Origin of the sequence: Xanthomonas sp. SI (genome assembly GCF_014236855.1) — a bacterium.
GTDB lineage: Bacteria > Pseudomonadota > Gammaproteobacteria > Xanthomonadales > Xanthomonadaceae > Xanthomonas_A.
In genome coordinates, this window is record NZ_CP051261.1 from 5,044,898 (window position 1) to 5,062,443 (window position 17,546).

Sequence of the window (17,546 nt, forward strand, 5' to 3'; positions counted from 1 at the left end):
AGCCGGGCACAGCGAGCCGCGCATTATGCATGCCTTTCCCTTGTGTCGCAAGCACTTACCGCCGCCGGGAAGTGCCGCCGCGCCGTTGCGAGTGAAGTCGAGCCTGCTCAGACGAGATGGCGCTCGACCTCGCGCATGCCGATATCGGATGCACGCCTGAAGGCCGTAGCGACGGCATCACAGTCCCGCATCGGGACTCCCAGTTCTTCGAAGACCTCTCGCCACGTCCGGGTCGCCGCTACGATCCCGCCGATCAGTTGCGCGGCGCGCGCGGGGAACAGGCCGAATGCTCCGCAACCATGCAGCGCATTGTCCAAGGTGGCGCGCCTACCTCGCGGACCGACACCCAGGTGCAGGTTGCGCTCGGTTCCTGCCTGCCCCTTGGGAACCACATCGTAGAGCGGACTCAGATTCCAGGCGCCATCCTCGTGGACAAAGGCATGGTTGCGAAGGTGGTCGTCGTCATTGGTGACAAGGATGTTGAACACCATGCGAGAGAACAGCTCTTCCCGCTGGGTCGCGACGCTGCCTTCTGCCGCAAACCCCTCGATCGCGCTGACGATAGCCGCGTAGCTGGATGCCGGGGACTGATGCTCATCCAGGCCGAGCATCGTCAGCGCGCTGACCACATGCTTCCGACTCATCCCGCGCTCCACCGGCTCCCGGTCGAATCGCTCGATCAGCATGATCTGTCGACCATCGACCAGAGTGACGAGTTCGGTGCGAGGCACAGTAAGACCCGCACGACGCGCCAGTTCCAGGGTGGCTCGCTCGACTGCCGGCACGTTGAAACGGTCCCTGATCGACGGGAACTTGGCGATCCACTCCCGGCCCGCATGGGCAATCGGGGCCTTGGGCCGCGCCCCGCCCAGCGAAGGAGCGCCCTCGAAGTAGAACTGCAGATGCGCCGGCACCGGCAGGCCTTCCTCGACCCGCCCAGCCGCGTCGACCAGGTGCTGCAGGTCGAGCACCCGTGGCAACGCGCCAGCGGCCGGCCCGCTCTCCAGTTCTTCGCGAACATCCAGCGCCCCTACGCGGTTGGAGCCTGCCAGCAACAGATACGTGGATTCCGGCAACCCGTTCGCCGGCACGCCCAGGCGGTTCTCGATCACCCGGCGACCCCAGTCGTCCGGGGTGGCATCGCGAAGCGCGCCGAACATGGCCAGACCGTTCGCCGGAAGCTGCTCTCCCGCTGCATCGGCAAGGGGCAGCGATACCGGATCGACTGCCACCGCGCTCGGGTCGCGCCGGTCGAGATAACGCCGGCCGTAGGCGAACCTGGACGCGCGCACCTCGGTGCCGTCTTCCAGCAACGTCAGGCGACCGGCAGGAACCGCATCGACTTCATCGGGCAAGTGAATGAAGACCACAGGCATGTCAGAAGTCCAGGTCCTGGCTGGACATACGGATGGGCCGCTTGGCCTTGGTGCTGTCCATGATTGCCTTGGAGGCAGGATCGTCCAGCTGGTTCAGTTTGTGCAGTAGCCCAACCCGCTCCAGCACAGCCAACCAAGCGCCGAGGGAGGCCCCCAGAGACCCCTTCTCGATACGGTTCATCGTGGGTGCGCTGATGCGTGCCCGCTCAGCCAGCCCGGCCTGGGACCACCCACGGGCCATCCGTGCCTGTTTCACCAGCATCGCCAGGTGCTTGGCGGTGTTCACAGCGGCAGTGGTGGCGAACTCGGCTTCGTTCCGACGCATAATTAACATAGATGTTAGCGATTGAAGGAAACCATATCATTTAAGAAATTTCGATGCCAATCATCGCCCGCACAAGAAAACTAACATAGATGTTATCAATCGGACGTATTAATAAAATTTAAGAAATCACGTTGCTGCCGACATCGATGGACCGTCATAACGGGTGGCCTGCATGCACAGCGGACGCCGCTGCTGCAGCGTCGCGCCGGTGCAGCCAGCGGTACAGCACCGGCAACACCAGCAGGGTCAGCAGCGTGGAGGAGACGATGCCGCCGATCACCACGGTGGCCAGCGGCCGCTGCACCTCCGCACCGGCACCGACGTTGAACGCCATCGGCACGAAGCCCAGCGCCGCCACCAGCGCGGTCATCAGTACCGGCCGCAACCGCGCCAGCGCGCCTTCGCGCAGCGCCTGCGCCAGCGGCAGGCCGTCCTCGCGCAGCTTGCGCACGAAGGCGATCATCACCAGCCCGTTCAACACCGCCACTCCGGACAGCGCGATGAAGCCGACCCCAGCCGAGATCGACAGCGGGATGCCGCGCAGCGCCAGCGCGACCACACCACCGGTCAGCGCCAGCGGCACGCCGCTGAACACGATCGCCGCATCGCGCAGCGAGCCGAACGACCAGTACAGCAGCGCGAAGATCAGCAGCAGCGTGGCCGGCACCACCCAGGCCAGGCGCTGCCCGGCCGAGATCAGCTGTTCGAAGGTGCCGCCGTAGCCGATCCAGTAGCCGCTGGGCAGTTCCACGTCGGCCTGCACGCGCCGCTGCAGTTCGGCGACGAAACCGCCGAGGTCGCGGTCGCGCACGTTGGCGGTGACCACGATGCGGCGCTTGCCGTCCTCGCGGTTGATCTGGTTCGGCCCCAGTACGGTTTCCACCTTGGCCACTTCGCGCAACGGCACGGTGATCGGCGCGCCGCTGCGCCAGCCGGGGGCGCGGCTGGACTCGTCGGCGTCGCCGCGCTCGCCATCGCCGCTGAGCGGGATCGGCAGATCGGCCAGTGCCGCCGGATCCTGGCGCAATGCCTCGGGCAGGCGCACCACGATGGCGAAACGGCGGTCGCCCTCGAACAGCTGCCCGGCGTCCTGCCCGCCCACCGCGGCCGCCACCGTGTCCTGCACTACGCCAGGATTGAGTCCGTAGCCGGCGAGCGCGGTGCGGTCCGGGACCACGGTCAGCATCGGCAGGCCGGTGGCCTGTTCGAGCTTGACGTCGGCCGCGCCGGGCACCGTCCTGGCCACCTCTTCGATGCGCCGACCGACCTCCACCAGCGTGTCCAGATCGTCGCCGTAGAGCTTGATCGCCACGTCCGCGCGCACGCCGGAGATCAGCTCGTTCATGCGCATCTGGATCGGCTGGGTGAACTCGTAGTTGTTGCCGGGCAGTTGCTGCACCGCCGCCTCGATCTCGGCCAGCAACTGCGCCTTGGGCTTGCGCGGATCGGGCCATTGCGCGCGCGGCTTCATGATCAGGAAGGTGTCGGCCACCGACGGCGGCATCGGATCGGTGGCGACCTCGGCGGTGCCGAGCTTGCCGAATACGTGCGCCACTTCCGGGAACCGCTTGATCCGCCGCTCCAGCGTGGACTGCATGGCGATGGCCTGTTCCAGGCTTGTGCCGGGAATGCGCAGCGCATGCAGGGCGATGTCGCCTTCGTCGAGGTTGGGAATGAACTCGGTGCCCAGCCGCGTGGCCAGCACGCCGCACAGCAGCACCAGCGCCAGCGCGCCAGCGCCGATCCAGCGCGCGTGGCGCAGCGCGCCGTCCAGCAGCGGCGCATACGCCTGCCGCGCCCAGCGCATCGCGCGGTTCTCGTGCTCGGCGACCTTGCCGCCCAGGGTCAGCGCGATCGCCGCCGGCACGAAGCTCAGCGACAGCAGCATCGCCCCGGTCAATGCCAGCACCACGGTGATCGCCATCGGGTGGAACATCTTGCCTTCGATGCCGGTCAGCGCGAACACCGGCAGGTACACCGCAGCGATGATGCCCACGCCGAACAGACTGGGGCGGATCACCTCGGCGGTGGCCAGCGCGGTCAGCTCGAAGCGCTCGGCGGCGCTGAGCACCCGGCCCAGCCGCTGCTGCGCCTGCCCGAAGCGACTCAGGCAGTTCTCCACGATGATCACCGCGCCATCGACGATCAGCCCGAAATCCAGCGCGCCCAGGCTCATCAGATTGCCGGACACGCCGCCGCGGACCATGCCGGTGAGGGTGAACAGCATCGCCAGCGGGATCACCGCCGCGGTGATCAGCGCCGCGCGGAAATTGCCCAGCAGCAGGAACAGCACCGCGATCACCAGCAGCGCGCCTTCGACCAGGTTCCTGGCCACGGTGGCGATGGTGCGGTCGACCAGCGCGGTGCGGTCGTACACCGGCACCGCCTGCACGCCCGGCGGCAGGCTGCGGTTGGCCTGTTCGAGCCGCGCCGCCGAGGCCTGCGCCACCGCGCGGCTGTTGGCGCCGACCAGCATGAACACCGTGCCCAGCACCACCTCGCTGCCGTCCTGGGTGGCGGCACCGGTGCGCAGTTCCGGCCCCTCGCCGACCTGGGCCACATCGCGCACCCGGATCGGCACGCCTTCGCGCCGGTCCAGCACGATCGCGCCGATCTCGGCGATGCCGCTGACCTGCCCCGGCACCCGCACCAGGAACTGTTGACCATTGCGTTCGATGTAGCCGGCGCCGACGTTGCGGTTGTTGGCCTCGACCGCGCGCGCCACATCGTCCAGGGTGAAACCGAGCGCGACCAGCCGCGCCGGATCCGGGGTGATGTGGATCTGCCGCGCATAGCCACCGATGGTGTTGACCTCGGTCACGCCGGGCACGTTGCGCAGCTGCGGCCGCACCACCCAGTCCTGCAGCGTGCGCAGGTCGGTGGCGGTCCACGCCGTGCCGTCGGGCTTGCGCGCGTTCGGCTTGGCCTCGACCGTGTACATGAAGATCTCGCCCAGGCCGGTGGCGATCGGCCCGAGCTGCGGCTCCAGTTCCGGTGGCAACTGCGACTTCACCTGCTGCAGGCGCTCGGCCACCTGCTGCCGCGCGAAGTACAGATCGGTGCCGTCGGCGAACACCACGGTGACCTGCGACAGCCCGTAGCGCGACAGCGAGCGCGTGGATTCCAGCCCCGGCAAGCCGGCCAGCACCGTCTCCAGCGGGAAGGTGACGCGCTGTTCGGCCTCCAGCGGCGAATAGCCGGGCGCGGCGGTGTTGACCTGCACCTGCACGTTGGTGATGTCGGGCGTGGCGTCGATCGGCAGGCGCGAGAAACTCCACGCGCCGATCGCGATCAGCACCCCGGTCAGCGCCAGCATCAGCCAGCGCTGCGCGATGGCGAAACGGATCAGGTTAGCGAGCATGGCGGCGGCCTCCGTGCGTGGCGCTAAACGCGGCGCTTTTCTGTAGGAGCGGCTTCAGCCGCGACCGATCTGCCGGCATCACGTCTACGTTCGGGTGTCTGTCGCGGCTGAAGCCGCTCCTACAGGGGGGCCGGGGCGCGGTGCGCAGCTCAATGCTCATGCGACGCCCCCGACTTCTCGATGTCCGCCTTGACCAGATAGCTCTGCTCCACCACCACTTCATCGCCGGCGTTCAATCCGGACAACACCTGCACCTGGCGTGCATCGCGTGCGCCGATCTGCAGCGGCCGCGCTTCGTAGATGTCGCCCACGCGTACGAACACCACGTCCCAGTCGCGGAAGGTCTGCAAGGCGGTCACCGGCACCACCAGGTCCGCCGGCTGCTGCGCCACCGTGACCCGCGCCTTCACCGCCGAGCCCGGCCGCCACAACCCGTCCTCGTTGCGCAGCACCGCGCGCGCCACCGTGCTCTGGCTGGCGGTGGCGGTGCCCGGCAACACGCGTTCCAGCGTGGTCTGCGCGACCGTGCCATCGCTGATCCGGGTTACCGTCACCGGCGCGCCGGCGGCGATGTGGCCGGCATCGGCGCCGAAGATGTGCAGGTCCACCCACAGCGTGGACAGGTCGGCGATCTCGAACAGCGCCTGGCCCTCGGCGGCGCTGCTGCCGACGCTGGCAGTGCGCGCCAGCACCGTGCCGGCGATCGGCGCGCTGATCGTGTAGGTGGTCAGGCTCAGGTTGCTTTCCACCGTGGCCAGCGCCTGCCCGGCGCGCACGCGGTCGCCGACGTTGGCGCGCAGGCTGCGCACCGGGCCGGGGAAGCGCGCGGTGGCTTGCGCCTGGGCGCCTTCGGCCGGGGTCAGCAGGCCTTGCACCTCGTGCTCGTCGGCGATGCTGCCGGGGCCGACCGGGGCGACGCGGATGCCCGCATCGGCGGCGATCTTCGCCGCGATCTCGGTACGACCTTCGTAGCTGGGATAGGTCCAGCGCAGCGCCTTGCCCTGCACCGTGGCGCGCACTTCCACGTCGAAGGAATGCGGCTCGCTGACCACGCTGTCGGCCAGCAGGCCGCCGTCGTCGCGCGCGCGCAGACGGTGGGTCTCGGCCACGCCGCCCAGCCGCGTGAGCCGCACCTCGACGCTGCCGGCGCCTGGCGGCAACGGCTTGCCGTCGCGGTACAGCCAGGCCTGGTAGGTCGGCGGCGTGCCGTCCTCGGCGATCGCCAGTTCGACCGCGATGCCATCCTGCTCGAGCAGGCGGCCGCCATGCGCACCCTTGCGCGCTTCCTCGGCATGGGCTTCGCCGGCTGCGCCATGCGCGTCGGCTTCGTCGTGACTGGCGTCGTCGCCGGCACCGGCGCAACCGCCGAGCAGCAGTCCAAGCAACAGCGGCGCGATCAGCGCAGCGGATTCGAATTTCATCGTAGGGCGTCCTGAAAGACGCCGGCGGCGGGCGCCAGGCGTCGGGAGAAGGTGGTCGGAAGCGATTGCGTTCGCCGGCGCCGCGTGGCGCGGTTCGCGCGGCGGCATAACAGGCGGCGGATCCTTGCGATCGGCGCTGGCGATCGGCGTACCCGCAGAGCGGCTGGAATCGGCCGGCGCCATGCACAGCGCCAGCGCTGCAGGCTGCGCGCGACGCTGGCGCAGCGCGCGGCGTAGTGCGGCTAACGCGAACATGATCGCGCCGGCCGGCAACCGCTGGCACGAGGCACGCGCGACGCTGCCGACGGCGTGCCGCGCGGACCACGGCGATGGAGATGCGTGCGCCGTTGCGGCGGCGGCGGACACCAGCGCGTTGTGGATGCGCAACGGCAACGAACGGCTCATCGCGCCACCTGCGCCGCGGGCGCGAGTACGAATGGTTGCCCGCTCAGGCGCTGGATCTCGATCAGCGCGGTCTGCGCCTCGATCGCGGCGGCGAGCTGCTGCCGCCGCGCATCGCCATGCTGCGCCTGCAACTGCGCCCACTCCAGATAGCTGATCGCACCGCCGCGATAGGCGCGCTCGGCGGCGGTCTCGGCACGCGCGAGTTTCGGCAGCACGTCGTCGCGCATGCGCGCCACTTCCAGTTGCGCGGCGCGGTAGCGGCCGTGCGCGTCGGCGAGCGTGGAGTACAGCGCCAGCGCCTGCGCTTCGCGCTCCACGCCGAGCAGCTCGCGCTCGGCCTCGGCGGCGCGGATCTCCGGCTGCGCGCGCGCGGCGCTGCCCAACGGCAGCGAGATCCCGGCCACCAGCGCGGTGGCGTCGCCGTCCTGCAGCCGGCGCACGCCGAATTGCCAGTCCAGGTCGGGCCGCGCCTGGCTACGCGCCAGGCGTAGCCGCGCCTCGCGCACGCGCGCCTCGCCGGCGAAGCGCGCCAGCTCCGGGGTGGCATCGAGCAGCGTGGCCAGCACGTCGAAGTCCGGCACTGCCGGCAACGCCAGCGGATCGCCGGTCACCTGCGCGAAGTCGGGATCGCGTTCGCCCCACAGCACCGCCAGGTGGCGGCGCGCGGCGGCGTGCTCCTGCTGCGCGCGGTCGCGGTCCAGTTCCGCACGCGCCTGCAGCGCCTGCGCGGTCAGCAGCACCGATTCGGGCGAGGCGCCGGCCTGCAGCCGCTGCCGCGCGGCGGCGACGGTGCGCTGGCGCTGCGCCAGGTCGGCGGCGGCGATGGCCTGGCGCTGCGCCGCGGCGGCGATCGCCAGGTAGCGGCGCGCGACCTCGGCGAGCAGGTCCAGCCGCGCCAGTTCGCGCTGCGGCGCCAGCGCGTCGATGCGCGCCTGGGCCAGGGTGCGGCGCGCGTCGAGCTTGCCGCCGCGTTCGAGCACGCCGGCCAGGGTGACGGTCAGTTCGGCCTGGTCCAGGCCGCGCGCGGCGCCGCTGCCGAAGGCGTTCTCCAGCTCGGCGCCCAGCCGCAGCGGCGGACGCAGCGCGTCGCGCTCGGCCTCGGCGGCGAGCACGCGGCGCTGGCCGTCGGCCAGGCGCAGGTCGGGATGGGTCTGGGCGACGCGGGCGAAGGCGTCGTCCAGGGTGAGCACAGCATCGGGCGGCACGGCCTGCGCCCACGCGCAGGGCGCGACCGCGAAGGCGGCAACAGCCGCCAGTCGCAACCACATGGGACTTCTCCGGATTCGGGGATCGATGGACGGGCCGGCAGGCGCCGGCGGTGCATCAAGCCGCGATCGGAGGTCGCAGCGGGGTGTCCAGCAGGTGCGAGCGGTAGTCCTGGTGCGCGGCGGCTGGGCGCGGCTGCGCGGCCAACGGCAAGCCCTGCCAGATCAGCGACGACAACAGCGCCGGGCTCTGCCCGTGGCAGTAGCCGCTGTGCATCAGCGCGTGCAGCAGGCCGGCGCCATCGCGTTCGCCGGCGCCATCACCGTCGCCGCGGTGCGGCGCGTCTTCGTCCACGTGCGCCTGGTCGTGCGCCAAGGCATGCACATCGCCCAGCGCGCAGGCCACCGGCGCCACCAACACGCCCAGCGCCAGCATCGCCAGCGCCATCAGGCGCAGCAAGGGGTGGAGCAGGCGGGCACGGCGGATGGACATGGCGCCAGCCTAGCGATGCGGGTGGGGTTACACAATCGCAGGTGGGGGAATGAGCGGCGCGGCACGGGCGGAAAGCGGATGCGCCTTCGTGCGGCGGTGATGGTCGTGCTTCATCCGGCGCGGGGGGTTGCATCCTCCTGCCGCGCTGGGGCCTTACCTCATCCGGCACGGGCTCGTGCGCTCCCATGCAGCGCTGGCGGTCGTCCCTTCATCCGGCGCAGGTTCTTGCCCCCACGCCAGGCTGGCGGTCGTACCCTCATCCGGCGCTGCGCGCCACCTTCTCCCGGTGGGAGAAGGAAGCGCGCGCGGCGGTTATTCGGGCTTTGTCGCGGTGGGTTTGCGCGCGGCGGCCTGCTGCTTGCTCTCGGCGATGAACGCGCGCACCTGCTGCTGCAATACCGGCAGCGGCACCGAGCCCTGTTTCAGCACGGCGTCGTGGAAGGCCTTGATGTCGAAGTCCGCGCCCAGTTCGTGCTCGGCCTCGGCGCGCAGCTTGACGATGGCGATCTCGCCGAGCTTGTAGCTCAGCGCCTGCCCCGGCCAGGAGATGTAGCGATCGACCTCGGTGGTGACTTCGTGCTCGCTGAGCGCGGTGTGCTCGCGCAGGTAGGCCAGCGCCTGCTCGCGGGTCCAGCCCTTGTGGTGCACGCCGGTGTCGATCACCAGCCGGCAGGCGCGCCACATTTCGTAGCTGAGCCGGCCGAAATCCTCGTACGGGGTTTCGTAGATGCCCATCTCCTTGCCCAGCTTCTCGGTGTACAGCGCCCAGCCTTCGCCGTAGGCGGAGATGTAGTTCTCGCGGCGGAACGCCGGCTGCGCGCCCTGCTCTTCGGCCAGCGCGCCCTGCAGCGAGTGGCCCGGCGAGGATTCGTGCAGGGTCAGCGCCGGCAGGTTGTACAGCGGGCGCGACGGCAGGTTGTAGGTGTTGAGCCAGTAGGTGCCCACCCCGCCGCGGCCGGCGGTCCAGAACGGCGCGATCTCCGGCGGCACCGGCACGATGGTGAAGCGCCCGCGCGGCAGCGTGCCGATGAACTTGCCGACTTCGCCGTCCACGCGCTTGGCGATCCACGCCGCGCGATCGAGCAGTTCCTGCGGCGTCTTGACGTAGAACTGCGGATCGGTGCGCAGGAACTGCAGGAACGCCGGGAAGGTCTGCTGCCCGGTCGGCGCCTTGAAGCCGACCTGCTGGATGATCGCGTCCATCTCCTTCTGGATCCGCGCCACTTCCTGCAGGCCCAGTTGGTGGATCTGCTCGGGGCGCATCTCCAGCGTGGTGTATTCGCGGATCTGCTGCTGGTAGTAAGACTTGCCGTCGGGCAGCGCTTCGGCGGCAAGCGTGGTGCGCGCCTGCGGCACGTACTCTTCGCGATAGAAGCGCAGCAGTTGCGCGTATGCCGGGATCACCTTGTCGCGGATCGCCGCCTGCGCCTGCTCGCGCAGCGCCTGCTGCTCGGCGGCCGGGATCTGCGCCGGCAGCTGCTTGAACGGCGCGTACAGCGCGGCCGCGGTGGGATCCTTGAGCTCGGCGACGTTGGCGATCGAACCGTCACGCCCTTCCAGTACCGCGCGCGGCACGCTGAAGCCGCGCTTGAGGCCGGCGCGCATGTTGTCGGTCTGCTGTCCGAAGTAGCGCGGCACGTCGTTGAGCCGCGCGATGTAGGCACGGTACTCGGCCGGGGTGCGCAGCGTGCGCCGCGCCATGAAGCCCAGGTCGGACCAGAACGAGCTGTCGGAGTTGAACGGCATCTCGTAGGCGCGCAGGCGCACCGCGGCGGCGAGGTTCTCGATCTGCGGGCGGTACACCGCCAGGTTGACCTGGTTGTCGGCCGACAGCTGCGCCGGGTCGATCGCGTCGAGCTGGCGCAGCACGTCGTCCCACACCTTCAGCCGCGCCGCCTGCGCCGCCGCGCCGACGTCGGGTAGCTGCTGGTTGTCGCCGCTGCTGTCGCTGTCCTCGTCGGCCTGCCCGACCTGCGCCTGCCGCCACTTCCACTCTTTTTCGTAGATGGCCTGGAAGCGGGCATCGGCCGCGGAGGCGGTGGCCGCCGCCGGCGGTACGGCCGGCGCTGCGGCCAGCGCCGGCGTGGCGAGTGCGAGCGCGAGCAACAGGGAAGCGGCCAGCGGGGTCTTGGCGATCGGCATGGGCGGCGACAGGCAGTGGGAACGAGATCCCGATGATCGCATCCCGCGTGCGGCAGGGGGTGGGCCGGAAGTCCTGCTTCCACGCAACGCGCGACCCCGGGCATCCGTCCGCGCGACGCAGGGCATTTCCCGACACGGCGCACTGACTTCGGCCGATAGGCGTCGCTCGCTCCTGCGGGCACGCTGCACGCCATGCCTCCGCTCGCTCATTTTCCAGGAAATGCCGCATTGCGCCGCGGCCGCCATGATGAGGGCGGGCGTACCTATCTGTTGACGGTGGTGACCTTCCAACGCGCAACGCTGTTCTCGGACTGGCGTTGCGCACGTGCAGCGGCTGCCTGCCTTTCCGCGCCCGCCAGCTGGCCGCAGGTGCAACTGCTGTGCTGGGTATTGATGCCCGACCATTGGCACGGCCTGATCGAACTGGGTCCGCGCGCGACGCTGTCAGAAGCGATGCAACACGCCAAGGGCCGATGCGCGCATGCGGTGAATCGCGCACGCGGCCGCGGCGGCAGGGTGTGGTCGCCGGGCTTCCATGATCGCGCACTACGGCGCGAGGATGACATGCTGACCGCGGCACGCTACATCGTGGCCAATCCATTGCGCGCCGGCCTGGTGCGTCGCTTGGGCGATTATCCGTATTGGGATGCGATCTGGCTGCCGGCGCATGCGGGAGCAAAAGCGGTCGCGGCTGAAGCCGCTCCTACAGAAGAGCATGATTCCCTGTAGGAGCGGCTTCAGCCGCGACAAGATCCCCACCGGAACTGGGAAGCACTACCGCGCGAACGTCAATGCGAAGCGCGATCCCGGTGCCAGCCGCGGTGCTTGATGTCCAGGTACAGGCTGTAGAACGCGGTGAAGGCCGGGAACAGGTTCTGCAGCACGCCGACCGAGTCCTGCTTGGCCGAGAACAGGAAGTAGCTCAGCGTCATCAGGCTGCCGACCACGCTCATGTACCAGAACATGCGCGGGATCACCGGCTTGCCGGCGCGCTTGGAGGCGACGAACTGCACCAGCCAGCGGCCGCCGAACATCAGCGCGCCGACGTAGCCGATCAGCTTCCAGCCGGTGACGTGCAGCCCGGTCCAGTACAGCGCCTGGATCGGTTCGTTGAGGAAATGCGACTCCATCTCAGCGCTCCTGCACCACGGTGCGGCGGCTGCGTGCGATCAGCCAGGCCACGCCGCGCAGGTCGCGGATGCCGACCAGCGCGCGGTTGAGGTTGTTGTACTTGGACACGCCCGAGGTGCGGTGGCGGTGGTTCACCGGCACGCTCAGGGTCTGCCAGCCGGCGCGCTGCATCAGCGCCGGCAGGTAGCGGTGCATGTGGTCGAAGTACGGCAGGTCCAGGAACGCCTCGCGCTCGAATAGCTTGATGCCGCAGCCGGTGTCGGGGGTGTCGTCGCGCAGCATGCGCGCGCGGATCGCGTTGGCCCACTTGGAGGCCCAGCGCTTGCTGCCCGAGTCCTGCCGCGACACGCGCCAGCCGGCGAACAGCTTCACCTGCGCGTCCGCGGCGCTACGCGCGGCGAGCAGCTTGGGGATGTCGGCCGGGTCGTTCTGGCCGTCGCCGTCGAGGGTGGCGATCCACGCGCCGCGCGCGGCCTTGACCCCGTTGCGCACCGCGGTGCTCTGCCCGCTCTGGGTGACGTGATGCAGCACCCGCAGCTCCGGCGTGCTCGCCTTCAGCCCGTCCAGCACCGCCAGGGTGTCGTCGCGCGAATAGTCGTCGACGTAGACGATCTCGAAGTCGGTCACGCCGCGCAGTGCAGCGACGATCTCGGCCACCAGCGGCGGCACGTTGTCGCGCTCGTTGAACACCGGGACGACGACAGAAAGGGAAGGCTGGTTCATGGCTCGATTAGGCTCGACGGCAACGCAATGGGAAAACGCGGGGAACGGCGACAACGACGCAAAAAGACCGCGCATTGTGCCCCGGGCCGGTGACCCGGGGCTGAAGGTTCAGGCCGCGGCGCCGAAATACTCGCGGCACCACTGCACCACCTGCGGCAGCCCGACCTCGATCGGGGTGCTCGGATCGAAGCCGAACGCGGCGTGGGCGCGCGCAGTATCGGCCATCGTCTCGACCATGTCGCCCGGCTGCATCGGCTTGTACACCTTCTCGGCGGCGCGGCCGGCGGCGGCCTCGATCACGCCGATGAAGCGCTCCAGTTCGACCGGGGTGTGGTTGCCCAGGTTGAACACGCGGTGCGGCACCGCGTCGGTGGACGGGTGGTCGAGCGCGCCGAGCACGCCGGCGACGATGTCGGCGACGAAGGTGAAGTCGCGGCGCATGCGGCCGTGGTTGAACACCTCGATCGGGCGCCCGGCCAGCACCGCACGGCTGAACAGGAGCGGCGCCATGTCCGGCCGGCCCCACGGGCCGTACACGGTGAAGAAGCGCAGGCCGGTGGCGCGCAGGCCGTACAGCTGCGCATAGGTGTAGGCCATCAGCTCGTTGGCGGCCTTGGTCGCCGCGTACAGCGAGCGCGGCTGGTCGATGCGCTGGTCTTCGGAAAACGGCGGCGTCGCCGAATCGCCGTACACCGAACTGCTCGAGGCATAGGCCAGGTGCTGCACGCCGCGGTGCCGGCACAGCTCCAGCACGTTGACGAAGCCGACCAGGTTGCTGTCGACGTAGGCGTACGGGTTCTGCAGCGAATAGCGCACGCCCGCCTGCGCGGCCAGGTGCACCACGCGCTCGGGGCGGATCTCGTCGAACAGCGCGGTCAGGCCGTCGCGGTCGGTGAGGTCGAGCGGGCGGATATCGACCTGCGGGCACAGCGCGGCGACGCGGTCGCGCTTGAGCTGCGGGTCGTAGTAGTCGTTGTAGTTGTCCAGCCCCACCACCGTCTCGCCGCGCGCTGCCAGCGCACGGCAGGTATAGGCGCCGACGAAGCCGGCCGCGCCGGTGACCAGCACCGTCATCGGCGGGCGCCTTGCGCGATTGCGGGGACGAGGGCGGACGTCATGTGGATCGACAGCGGCGGCGGCTCAGCCGACCTTGCCGCGCAACCGCTCCAGCACGCCGTCGAGCGTGTCCAGGTCGGTGTAGTGGATCACCAGCTTGCCCTTGCCGCCGCGGCCGTGGGCGATGGCGACCTTGGTGCCCAGCGATTCGGACAGCTCGGTCTCCAGCGAGGCGATGTCGGCCTGCGGCGCGACGCGGCCGGGCTTGGCCTTGCGGTTGCTGGGCACCTTGCCGGCGGCGAACTGCTGCGCGCGGTGCTCGACCTCGCGCACCGACCAGCCCTGGTCGGCGGCGTCGGAGGCCAGGCGGCTGGCCAGGTCCGGCGACAGCGTCAGCAGCGCGCGCGCATGGCCCATTTCCAGGCGCCCGGCCTCGAGCAGCGCGCGGATCGCCGGCGGCAGCTCCAGCAGGCGCAGCAGGTTGGACACCGAGGCGCGCGAGCGGCCCACCGCTTCGGCGGCCTCGGCGTGGGTCAGCGCGAATTCGTCGATCAGCCGCTGCAGCGCCTGCGCTTCTTCGAGCGGATTGAGGTCCTCGCGCTGGATGTTCTCGATCAGCGCCATGGCGATGACGGTGCGGTCGTCGAGCTCGCGCACCACCACCGGCACTTCGCTCAGCCCGGCCAGCTGCGAGGCGCGCCAGCGGCGTTCGCCGGCGACGATCTCGAACCTGCCCGGCGCCAGCTCGCGGGCGACGATCGGCTGGATCACGCCCTGCGCCTTGATCGACTCGGCCAGCTCCTGCAGCTTGCCCTCGTCCATTTCCTGGCGCGGCTGGTACTTGCCCGGCTGCAGCTGCCCGACCGGCAACTGGCGCAGGCTCTCGCCCGGCTGCGCTGCGTCGTCGGGCGCCGGCGCGGCCGTAGCGCCGCCCTTCGGTCCCAGCAGCGCTTCCAGGCCACGGCCCAGGCCGCGCTTCTTCGCTCCGAGGGCGGGGGGCTTGGCGGTCATCAGTAGCTCTCCATGGCCGGGGCGGGCCTGTTGCGTTCGTTGCGACGGCGCACGATCTCGCCGGCCAGGCCCAGGTAGGCCACGCCGCCGCGCGAGGTGCGGTCGTAGCCGACGATGCTCTGGCCATGGCTGGGCGCCTCGGCCAGGCGCACGTTGCGCGGCACGATGGTGCGGAACACCTTGTCGCCGAAATGGTTGGTCAGCTCCGCCGACACCGCGTTGGCCAGGTTGTTGCGCACGTCGAACATGGTGCGCAACACGCCTTCGATCTCCAGCGTCGGATTGAGGTTGGCGCGCAGCGCTTCGATGGTCTCCAGCAGCGCGGTCAGCCCTTCCAGCGCGTAGTACTCGCACTGCATCGGCACGATGATCGAGTCGGCGGCGGTCAGCGCGTTCAGGGTCAGCAGCGACAGCGCCGGCGGGCAGTCGATCAGGATGAAGTCGTACTCCTCGCGCAGCGGCGCCAGCGCGGTCTTCAGCCGCTGCTCGCGCGCCGGCTGGTCCATCAGCTGGATCTCGGCGGCGGTCAGGTCGATGTTGCCGGGCAGCAGGTCGAAGCCTTCCGGCGCGGTCACCCGGATCTGCGCGGCGCTGCTTTCGCCCAGCAGCACGTCGCAGGTGGACGCGGCCAGCTCGCGCTTGTCGATGCCGCTGCCCATCGTCGCGTTGCCCTGCGAATCCAGGTCCACCAGCAGCACGCGCTGCGGCTGGCGCGCGAGCGCCGCCGCCAGGTTGACCGCCGTGGTGGTCTTGCCGACGCCGCCTTTCTGGTTGGCGATGGCGATGATGCGGGCCATGCGGGAGCCTCGTCGGCGATGGGTGGGACCGGGCATTATGCGGTCACACCCCCCTGGGGCGGAAATCGGCGTCGGCGCGCCGGCCCCGCCCGGCGGCTCAGCCGCGCTCGACCACCACCAGGTGGCGGTCCGCGCCCAGCCCCGGCACCTGCAGCGGGTGCACCGCCTGCGCCACCCAGCCCGGCGGCAGCGCGGCGATCTCCTCGTCCGGGCGCAGGCCCTTCATCGCCAGCAGCCGCCCGCCCGGGCGCAGCAGGTGGCCGCCGACGGCGACGATGCCGGCCAGCGTGTCCAGCGCGCGCGCGGTCAGGAAATCGTAGGCGCCGGGTTCGTCCACCGCCTCGGCGCGCGATTCGGCCACGCGCGCGTTGTCCAGGCGCAGCTGGCGCACCGCCTCGCGCAGGAACCGCGCCTTCTTGCCGTTGCTCTCGACCAGGGTCACCCGCAGCTGCGGCCGCGCGATCGCCAGCGGGATGCCGGGCAGGCCGGGGCCGGTGCCCAGGTCGGCCAGCGTGCCGGCTTCCACGAACGGCTGCATCGCCAGCGAATCGAGCAAATGCCGGGTCACCATCTCGTGCGGGTCGCGGACCGCGGTGAGGTTGTAGGTGCGGTTCCAGCGCGCCAGCAGCGCCAGGTAGGCCAGCAGCGGCGGCGCCAGCGCGGCGGCGTCCAGGCCTTGCGCGCGCAGGCCCTGGTCGAGCGCGGCGCGGACGGAGTCGGGAAGGGAGGCGTCATTCATCGCCCGATTATCGCAGCTGCCGCCACCGTCACCGCCATGTAGCCGACATCATCGCGGCCGATGATCCGCAGCGGTTCATTGCGGTCGTGGTGCAGCGGCATGCCGGATCTCCAGGAAACGCCATCGGCCGGTGACCTGCAACGGCCGCGCCGGTGCGGTGGAGGCATGAGCCGCGGCGGCGGATGCAACCGGCGCGCTGCCGCTTCGTTGTGGGAGCGGCTTCAGCCGCGACAGGCACTCTCTATCCCTGTAGAACCTGTCGCGGCTGAAGCCGCTCCTACAAGGGATTGGGGGCGCTATGTCGACTCGAGCGGATACCAGGCAAGCGCGGCGCGATAGCCGGGCGCCGGTACCCACTCATGCACCTGCCAGCGCGCGGCCACGCCCAGCGCCGGGTCGCACCAGGCCAGTTGCAGCACGCCATCGGCGTCTTCGGCGAAGCGCAGCCGGTGCAGCCCGAACGACAGCCCGTGCCCGTGCGCCTTCAGCAGCGCTTCCTTGGCGCACCACAGGCGGAAGAACAGCGCTTCGCGTGCCGGTTCGGCCAGCGCCTGCAACGTCACGACCTCGTCGGGATGGAAGAAACGTTGGGCCAGCTCCAGCAACCGCGGCCGCGCGCGCTGGTGTTCGATGTCCACGCCCAGCCGCGTGTGCGCGCCGATCGCCACCAGCAGATAGTCGCCGCTGTGGCTCCAGCCGGCACCGACATGCGCCAGCGGCGCGTGCAGCCACGGCCGGCCGCGTTCGTCGCGGCGCAGCGGCAGTTGCGCCTCCGGCGTGGCCAGTTCGGCGGACAGCAGACGCCGCGCCTGCGCCTCGCCCGGCGTGCGCGGCGGATGCGTGCGCAGCCACAGCGCCACCGGGCCGAACCGCCAATCCGGTGGATCCGGGCGCAACGGTGCGTCGGCGGGACCGCTCACGCTGCGTCCACAAAGCACAATGGCCGCTGCGACAGGCCTGCCTGGGTACACGGGCGCTTCACGGCAGCGCTCCTTAAATGGCGCACGCCACACCGCTCCCGGTGTGGGCAGAACCGAGGAGTCTTACCCATGGGCATCATCATCTGGTTGATCGTCGGCGGCATCGTGGGCTGGCTGGCCAGCATCATCATGCGCCGTGACGCACAGCAGGGCATCATCCTGAATATCGTCGTCGGCATCGTCGGCGCGTTGATCGCCGGCTGGTTGTTCGGCGGCGGCATCAACCAGGCGATCACGCTGTGGACGTTCCTGTACTCGTTGATCGGCGCGGTGATCCTGCTGGCCATCGTCAACCTGTTCACCCGCGGCCGCGCGCGCTAAGCGCCAACGCCCCCGCAGGTGTGTGCAAACGCCCGGTTCGCCGGGCGTTTGCGTTTGCGG

The 17,546-nt window shown here is 70.2% G+C and carries 16 protein-coding genes; 2 read left to right on the forward strand and 14 right to left on the reverse strand.

Annotation, left to right across the window (positions count from 1 at the left end):
• Positions 1-107: 107 nt before the first annotated feature.
• The 7 genes from HEP75_RS21425 to HEP75_RS21455 all read right to left on the reverse strand — a co-directional run bounded on the left by HEP75_RS21425 (position 108) and on the right by HEP75_RS21455 (position 10,728).
• Entirely contained in the window at positions 108-1,376 is a 1,269-nt protein-coding gene (locus HEP75_RS21425; protein WP_185824873.1) for a type II toxin-antitoxin system HipA family toxin, read from the reverse strand.
• Position 1,377: 1 nt separating this feature from the next.
• On the reverse strand, positions 1,378-1,701 hold the full coding sequence (locus HEP75_RS21430) for a helix-turn-helix transcriptional regulator (RefSeq protein WP_221899287.1): 324 nt from the start codon (positions 1,699-1,701) through the stop codon (positions 1,378-1,380).
• 154 nt (positions 1,702-1,855) lie between these two features.
• Positions 1,856-5,062: a CusA/CzcA family heavy metal efflux RND transporter gene (locus HEP75_RS21435; RefSeq protein WP_185824874.1), complete on the reverse strand. Its 3,207-nt coding sequence runs from the start codon at positions 5,060-5,062 to the stop codon at positions 1,856-1,858.
• 149 nt (positions 5,063-5,211) lie between these two features.
• Entirely contained in the window at positions 5,212-6,483 is a 1,272-nt protein-coding gene (locus HEP75_RS21440) for an efflux RND transporter periplasmic adaptor subunit (protein ID WP_185824875.1), read from the reverse strand.
• A gap of 401 nt (positions 6,484-6,884) precedes the next feature.
• Positions 6,885-8,156, reverse strand: a complete 1,272-nt coding sequence (locus HEP75_RS21445; protein ID WP_185824876.1) for a TolC family protein — start codon at positions 8,154-8,156, stop codon at positions 6,885-6,887.
• A gap of 55 nt (positions 8,157-8,211) precedes the next feature.
• A complete protein-coding gene (locus HEP75_RS21450) occupies positions 8,212-8,586 on the reverse strand; it encodes a hypothetical protein (RefSeq protein WP_185824877.1) in 375 nt (124 codons plus the stop codon).
• Positions 8,587-8,898: 312 nt separating this feature from the next.
• Positions 8,899-10,728, reverse strand: coding sequence for a DUF885 family protein (locus HEP75_RS21455; protein ID WP_185824878.1), 1,830 nt, complete (start codon positions 10,726-10,728; stop codon positions 8,899-8,901).
• A 228-nt stretch (positions 10,729-10,956) separates the two neighbouring features.
• On the opposite strand from HEP75_RS21455, the gene HEP75_RS21460 reads away from it, so the two are divergent.
• Entirely contained in the window at positions 10,957-11,457 is a 501-nt protein-coding gene (locus tag HEP75_RS21460) for a transposase (RefSeq protein WP_185814518.1), read from the forward strand.
• 59 nt (positions 11,458-11,516) lie between these two features.
• On the opposite strand, the gene HEP75_RS21465 is transcribed toward HEP75_RS21460, so the two are convergent.
• The 7 genes from HEP75_RS21465 to HEP75_RS21495 all read right to left on the reverse strand — a co-directional run bounded on the left by HEP75_RS21465 (position 11,517) and on the right by HEP75_RS21495 (position 17,105).
• Entirely contained in the window at positions 11,517-11,858 is a 342-nt protein-coding gene (locus tag HEP75_RS21465; RefSeq protein ID WP_185824879.1) for a lipid-A-disaccharide synthase N-terminal domain-containing protein, read from the reverse strand.
• A gap of 1 nt (position 11,859) precedes the next feature.
• On the reverse strand, positions 11,860-12,582 hold the full coding sequence (locus HEP75_RS21470) for a glycosyltransferase family 2 protein (protein WP_185824880.1): 723 nt from the start codon (positions 12,580-12,582) through the stop codon (positions 11,860-11,862).
• Positions 12,583-12,690: 108 nt separating this feature from the next.
• On the reverse strand, positions 12,691-13,656 hold the full coding sequence (locus HEP75_RS21475; protein WP_185824881.1) for an NAD-dependent epimerase/dehydratase family protein: 966 nt from the start codon (positions 13,654-13,656) through the stop codon (positions 12,691-12,693).
• Positions 13,657-13,722: 66 nt separating this feature from the next.
• A complete protein-coding gene (locus HEP75_RS21480; protein WP_185814522.1) occupies positions 13,723-14,649 on the reverse strand; it encodes a ParB/RepB/Spo0J family partition protein in 927 nt (308 codons plus the stop codon).
• Positions 14,649-15,446: an AAA family ATPase gene (locus HEP75_RS21485; RefSeq protein WP_185814523.1), complete on the reverse strand. Its 798-nt coding sequence runs from the start codon at positions 15,444-15,446 to the stop codon at positions 14,649-14,651. The genes HEP75_RS21480 and HEP75_RS21485 overlap by 1 nt, the downstream gene beginning before the upstream one ends.
• Before the next feature lie 97 nt (positions 15,447-15,543).
• Positions 15,544-16,185 carry a 16S rRNA (guanine(527)-N(7))-methyltransferase RsmG gene (gene rsmG, locus HEP75_RS21490; RefSeq protein ID WP_185824882.1) on the reverse strand — a complete coding sequence of 214 codons (642 nt, stop codon included), beginning with the start codon at positions 16,183-16,185 and terminating at the stop codon, positions 15,544-15,546.
• Between the two features lie 296 nt (positions 16,186-16,481).
• Positions 16,482-17,105: a 4'-phosphopantetheinyl transferase superfamily protein gene (locus tag HEP75_RS21495; protein ID WP_185824883.1), complete on the reverse strand. Its 624-nt coding sequence runs from the start codon at positions 17,103-17,105 to the stop codon at positions 16,482-16,484.
• 129 nt (positions 17,106-17,234) lie between these two features.
• On the opposite strand from HEP75_RS21495, the gene HEP75_RS21500 reads away from it, so the two are divergent.
• On the forward strand, positions 17,235-17,486 hold the full coding sequence (locus HEP75_RS21500; protein ID WP_003466992.1) for a GlsB/YeaQ/YmgE family stress response membrane protein: 252 nt from the start codon (positions 17,235-17,237) through the stop codon (positions 17,484-17,486).
• Positions 17,487-17,546 lie beyond the last annotated feature (60 nt).

Bases quoted from the DNA above. Each gene is read 5' to 3' on its own strand.
- HEP75_RS21480 (WP_185814522.1), bottom strand. From the start codon at position 14,649: ATGACCGCCAAGCCCCCCGCCCTCGGAGCGAAGAAGCGCGGCCTGGGC.
- HEP75_RS21470 (WP_185824880.1), bottom strand. From the start codon at position 12,582: ATGAACCAGCCTTCCCTTTCTGTCGTCGTCCCGGTGTTCAACGAGCGC.
- HEP75_RS21445 (WP_185824876.1), bottom strand. From the start codon at position 8,156: ATGTGGTTGCGACTGGCGGCTGTTGCCGCCTTCGCGGTCGCGCCCTGC.
- HEP75_RS21485 (WP_185814523.1), bottom strand. From the start codon at position 15,446: ATGGCCCGCATCATCGCCATCGCCAACCAGAAAGGCGGCGTCGGCAAG.
- HEP75_RS21465 (WP_185824879.1), bottom strand. From the start codon at position 11,858: ATGGAGTCGCATTTCCTCAACGAACCGATCCAGGCGCTGTACTGGACC.
- HEP75_RS21440 (WP_185824875.1), bottom strand. From the start codon at position 6,483: ATGAAATTCGAATCCGCTGCGCTGATCGCGCCGCTGTTGCTTGGACTG.
- HEP75_RS21500 (WP_003466992.1), top strand. From the start codon at position 17,235: ATGGGCATCATCATCTGGTTGATCGTCGGCGGCATCGTGGGCTGGCTG.
- HEP75_RS21475 (WP_185824881.1), bottom strand. From the start codon at position 13,656: ATGACGGTGCTGGTCACCGGCGCGGCCGGCTTCGTCGGCGCCTATACC.
- HEP75_RS21425 (WP_185824873.1), bottom strand. From the start codon at position 1,376: ATGCCTGTGGTCTTCATTCACTTGCCCGATGAAGTCGATGCGGTTCCT.
- rsmG (WP_185824882.1), bottom strand. From the start codon at position 16,185: ATGAATGACGCCTCCCTTCCCGACTCCGTCCGCGCCGCGCTCGACCAG.
- HEP75_RS21430 (WP_221899287.1), bottom strand. From the start codon at position 1,701: ATGCGTCGGAACGAAGCCGAGTTCGCCACCACTGCCGCTGTGAACACC.
- HEP75_RS21450 (WP_185824877.1), bottom strand. From the start codon at position 8,586: ATGTCCATCCGCCGTGCCCGCCTGCTCCACCCCTTGCTGCGCCTGATG.
- HEP75_RS21455 (WP_185824878.1), bottom strand. From the start codon at position 10,728: ATGCCGATCGCCAAGACCCCGCTGGCCGCTTCCCTGTTGCTCGCGCTC.
- HEP75_RS21435 (WP_185824874.1), bottom strand. From the start codon at position 5,062: ATGCTCGCTAACCTGATCCGTTTCGCCATCGCGCAGCGCTGGCTGATG.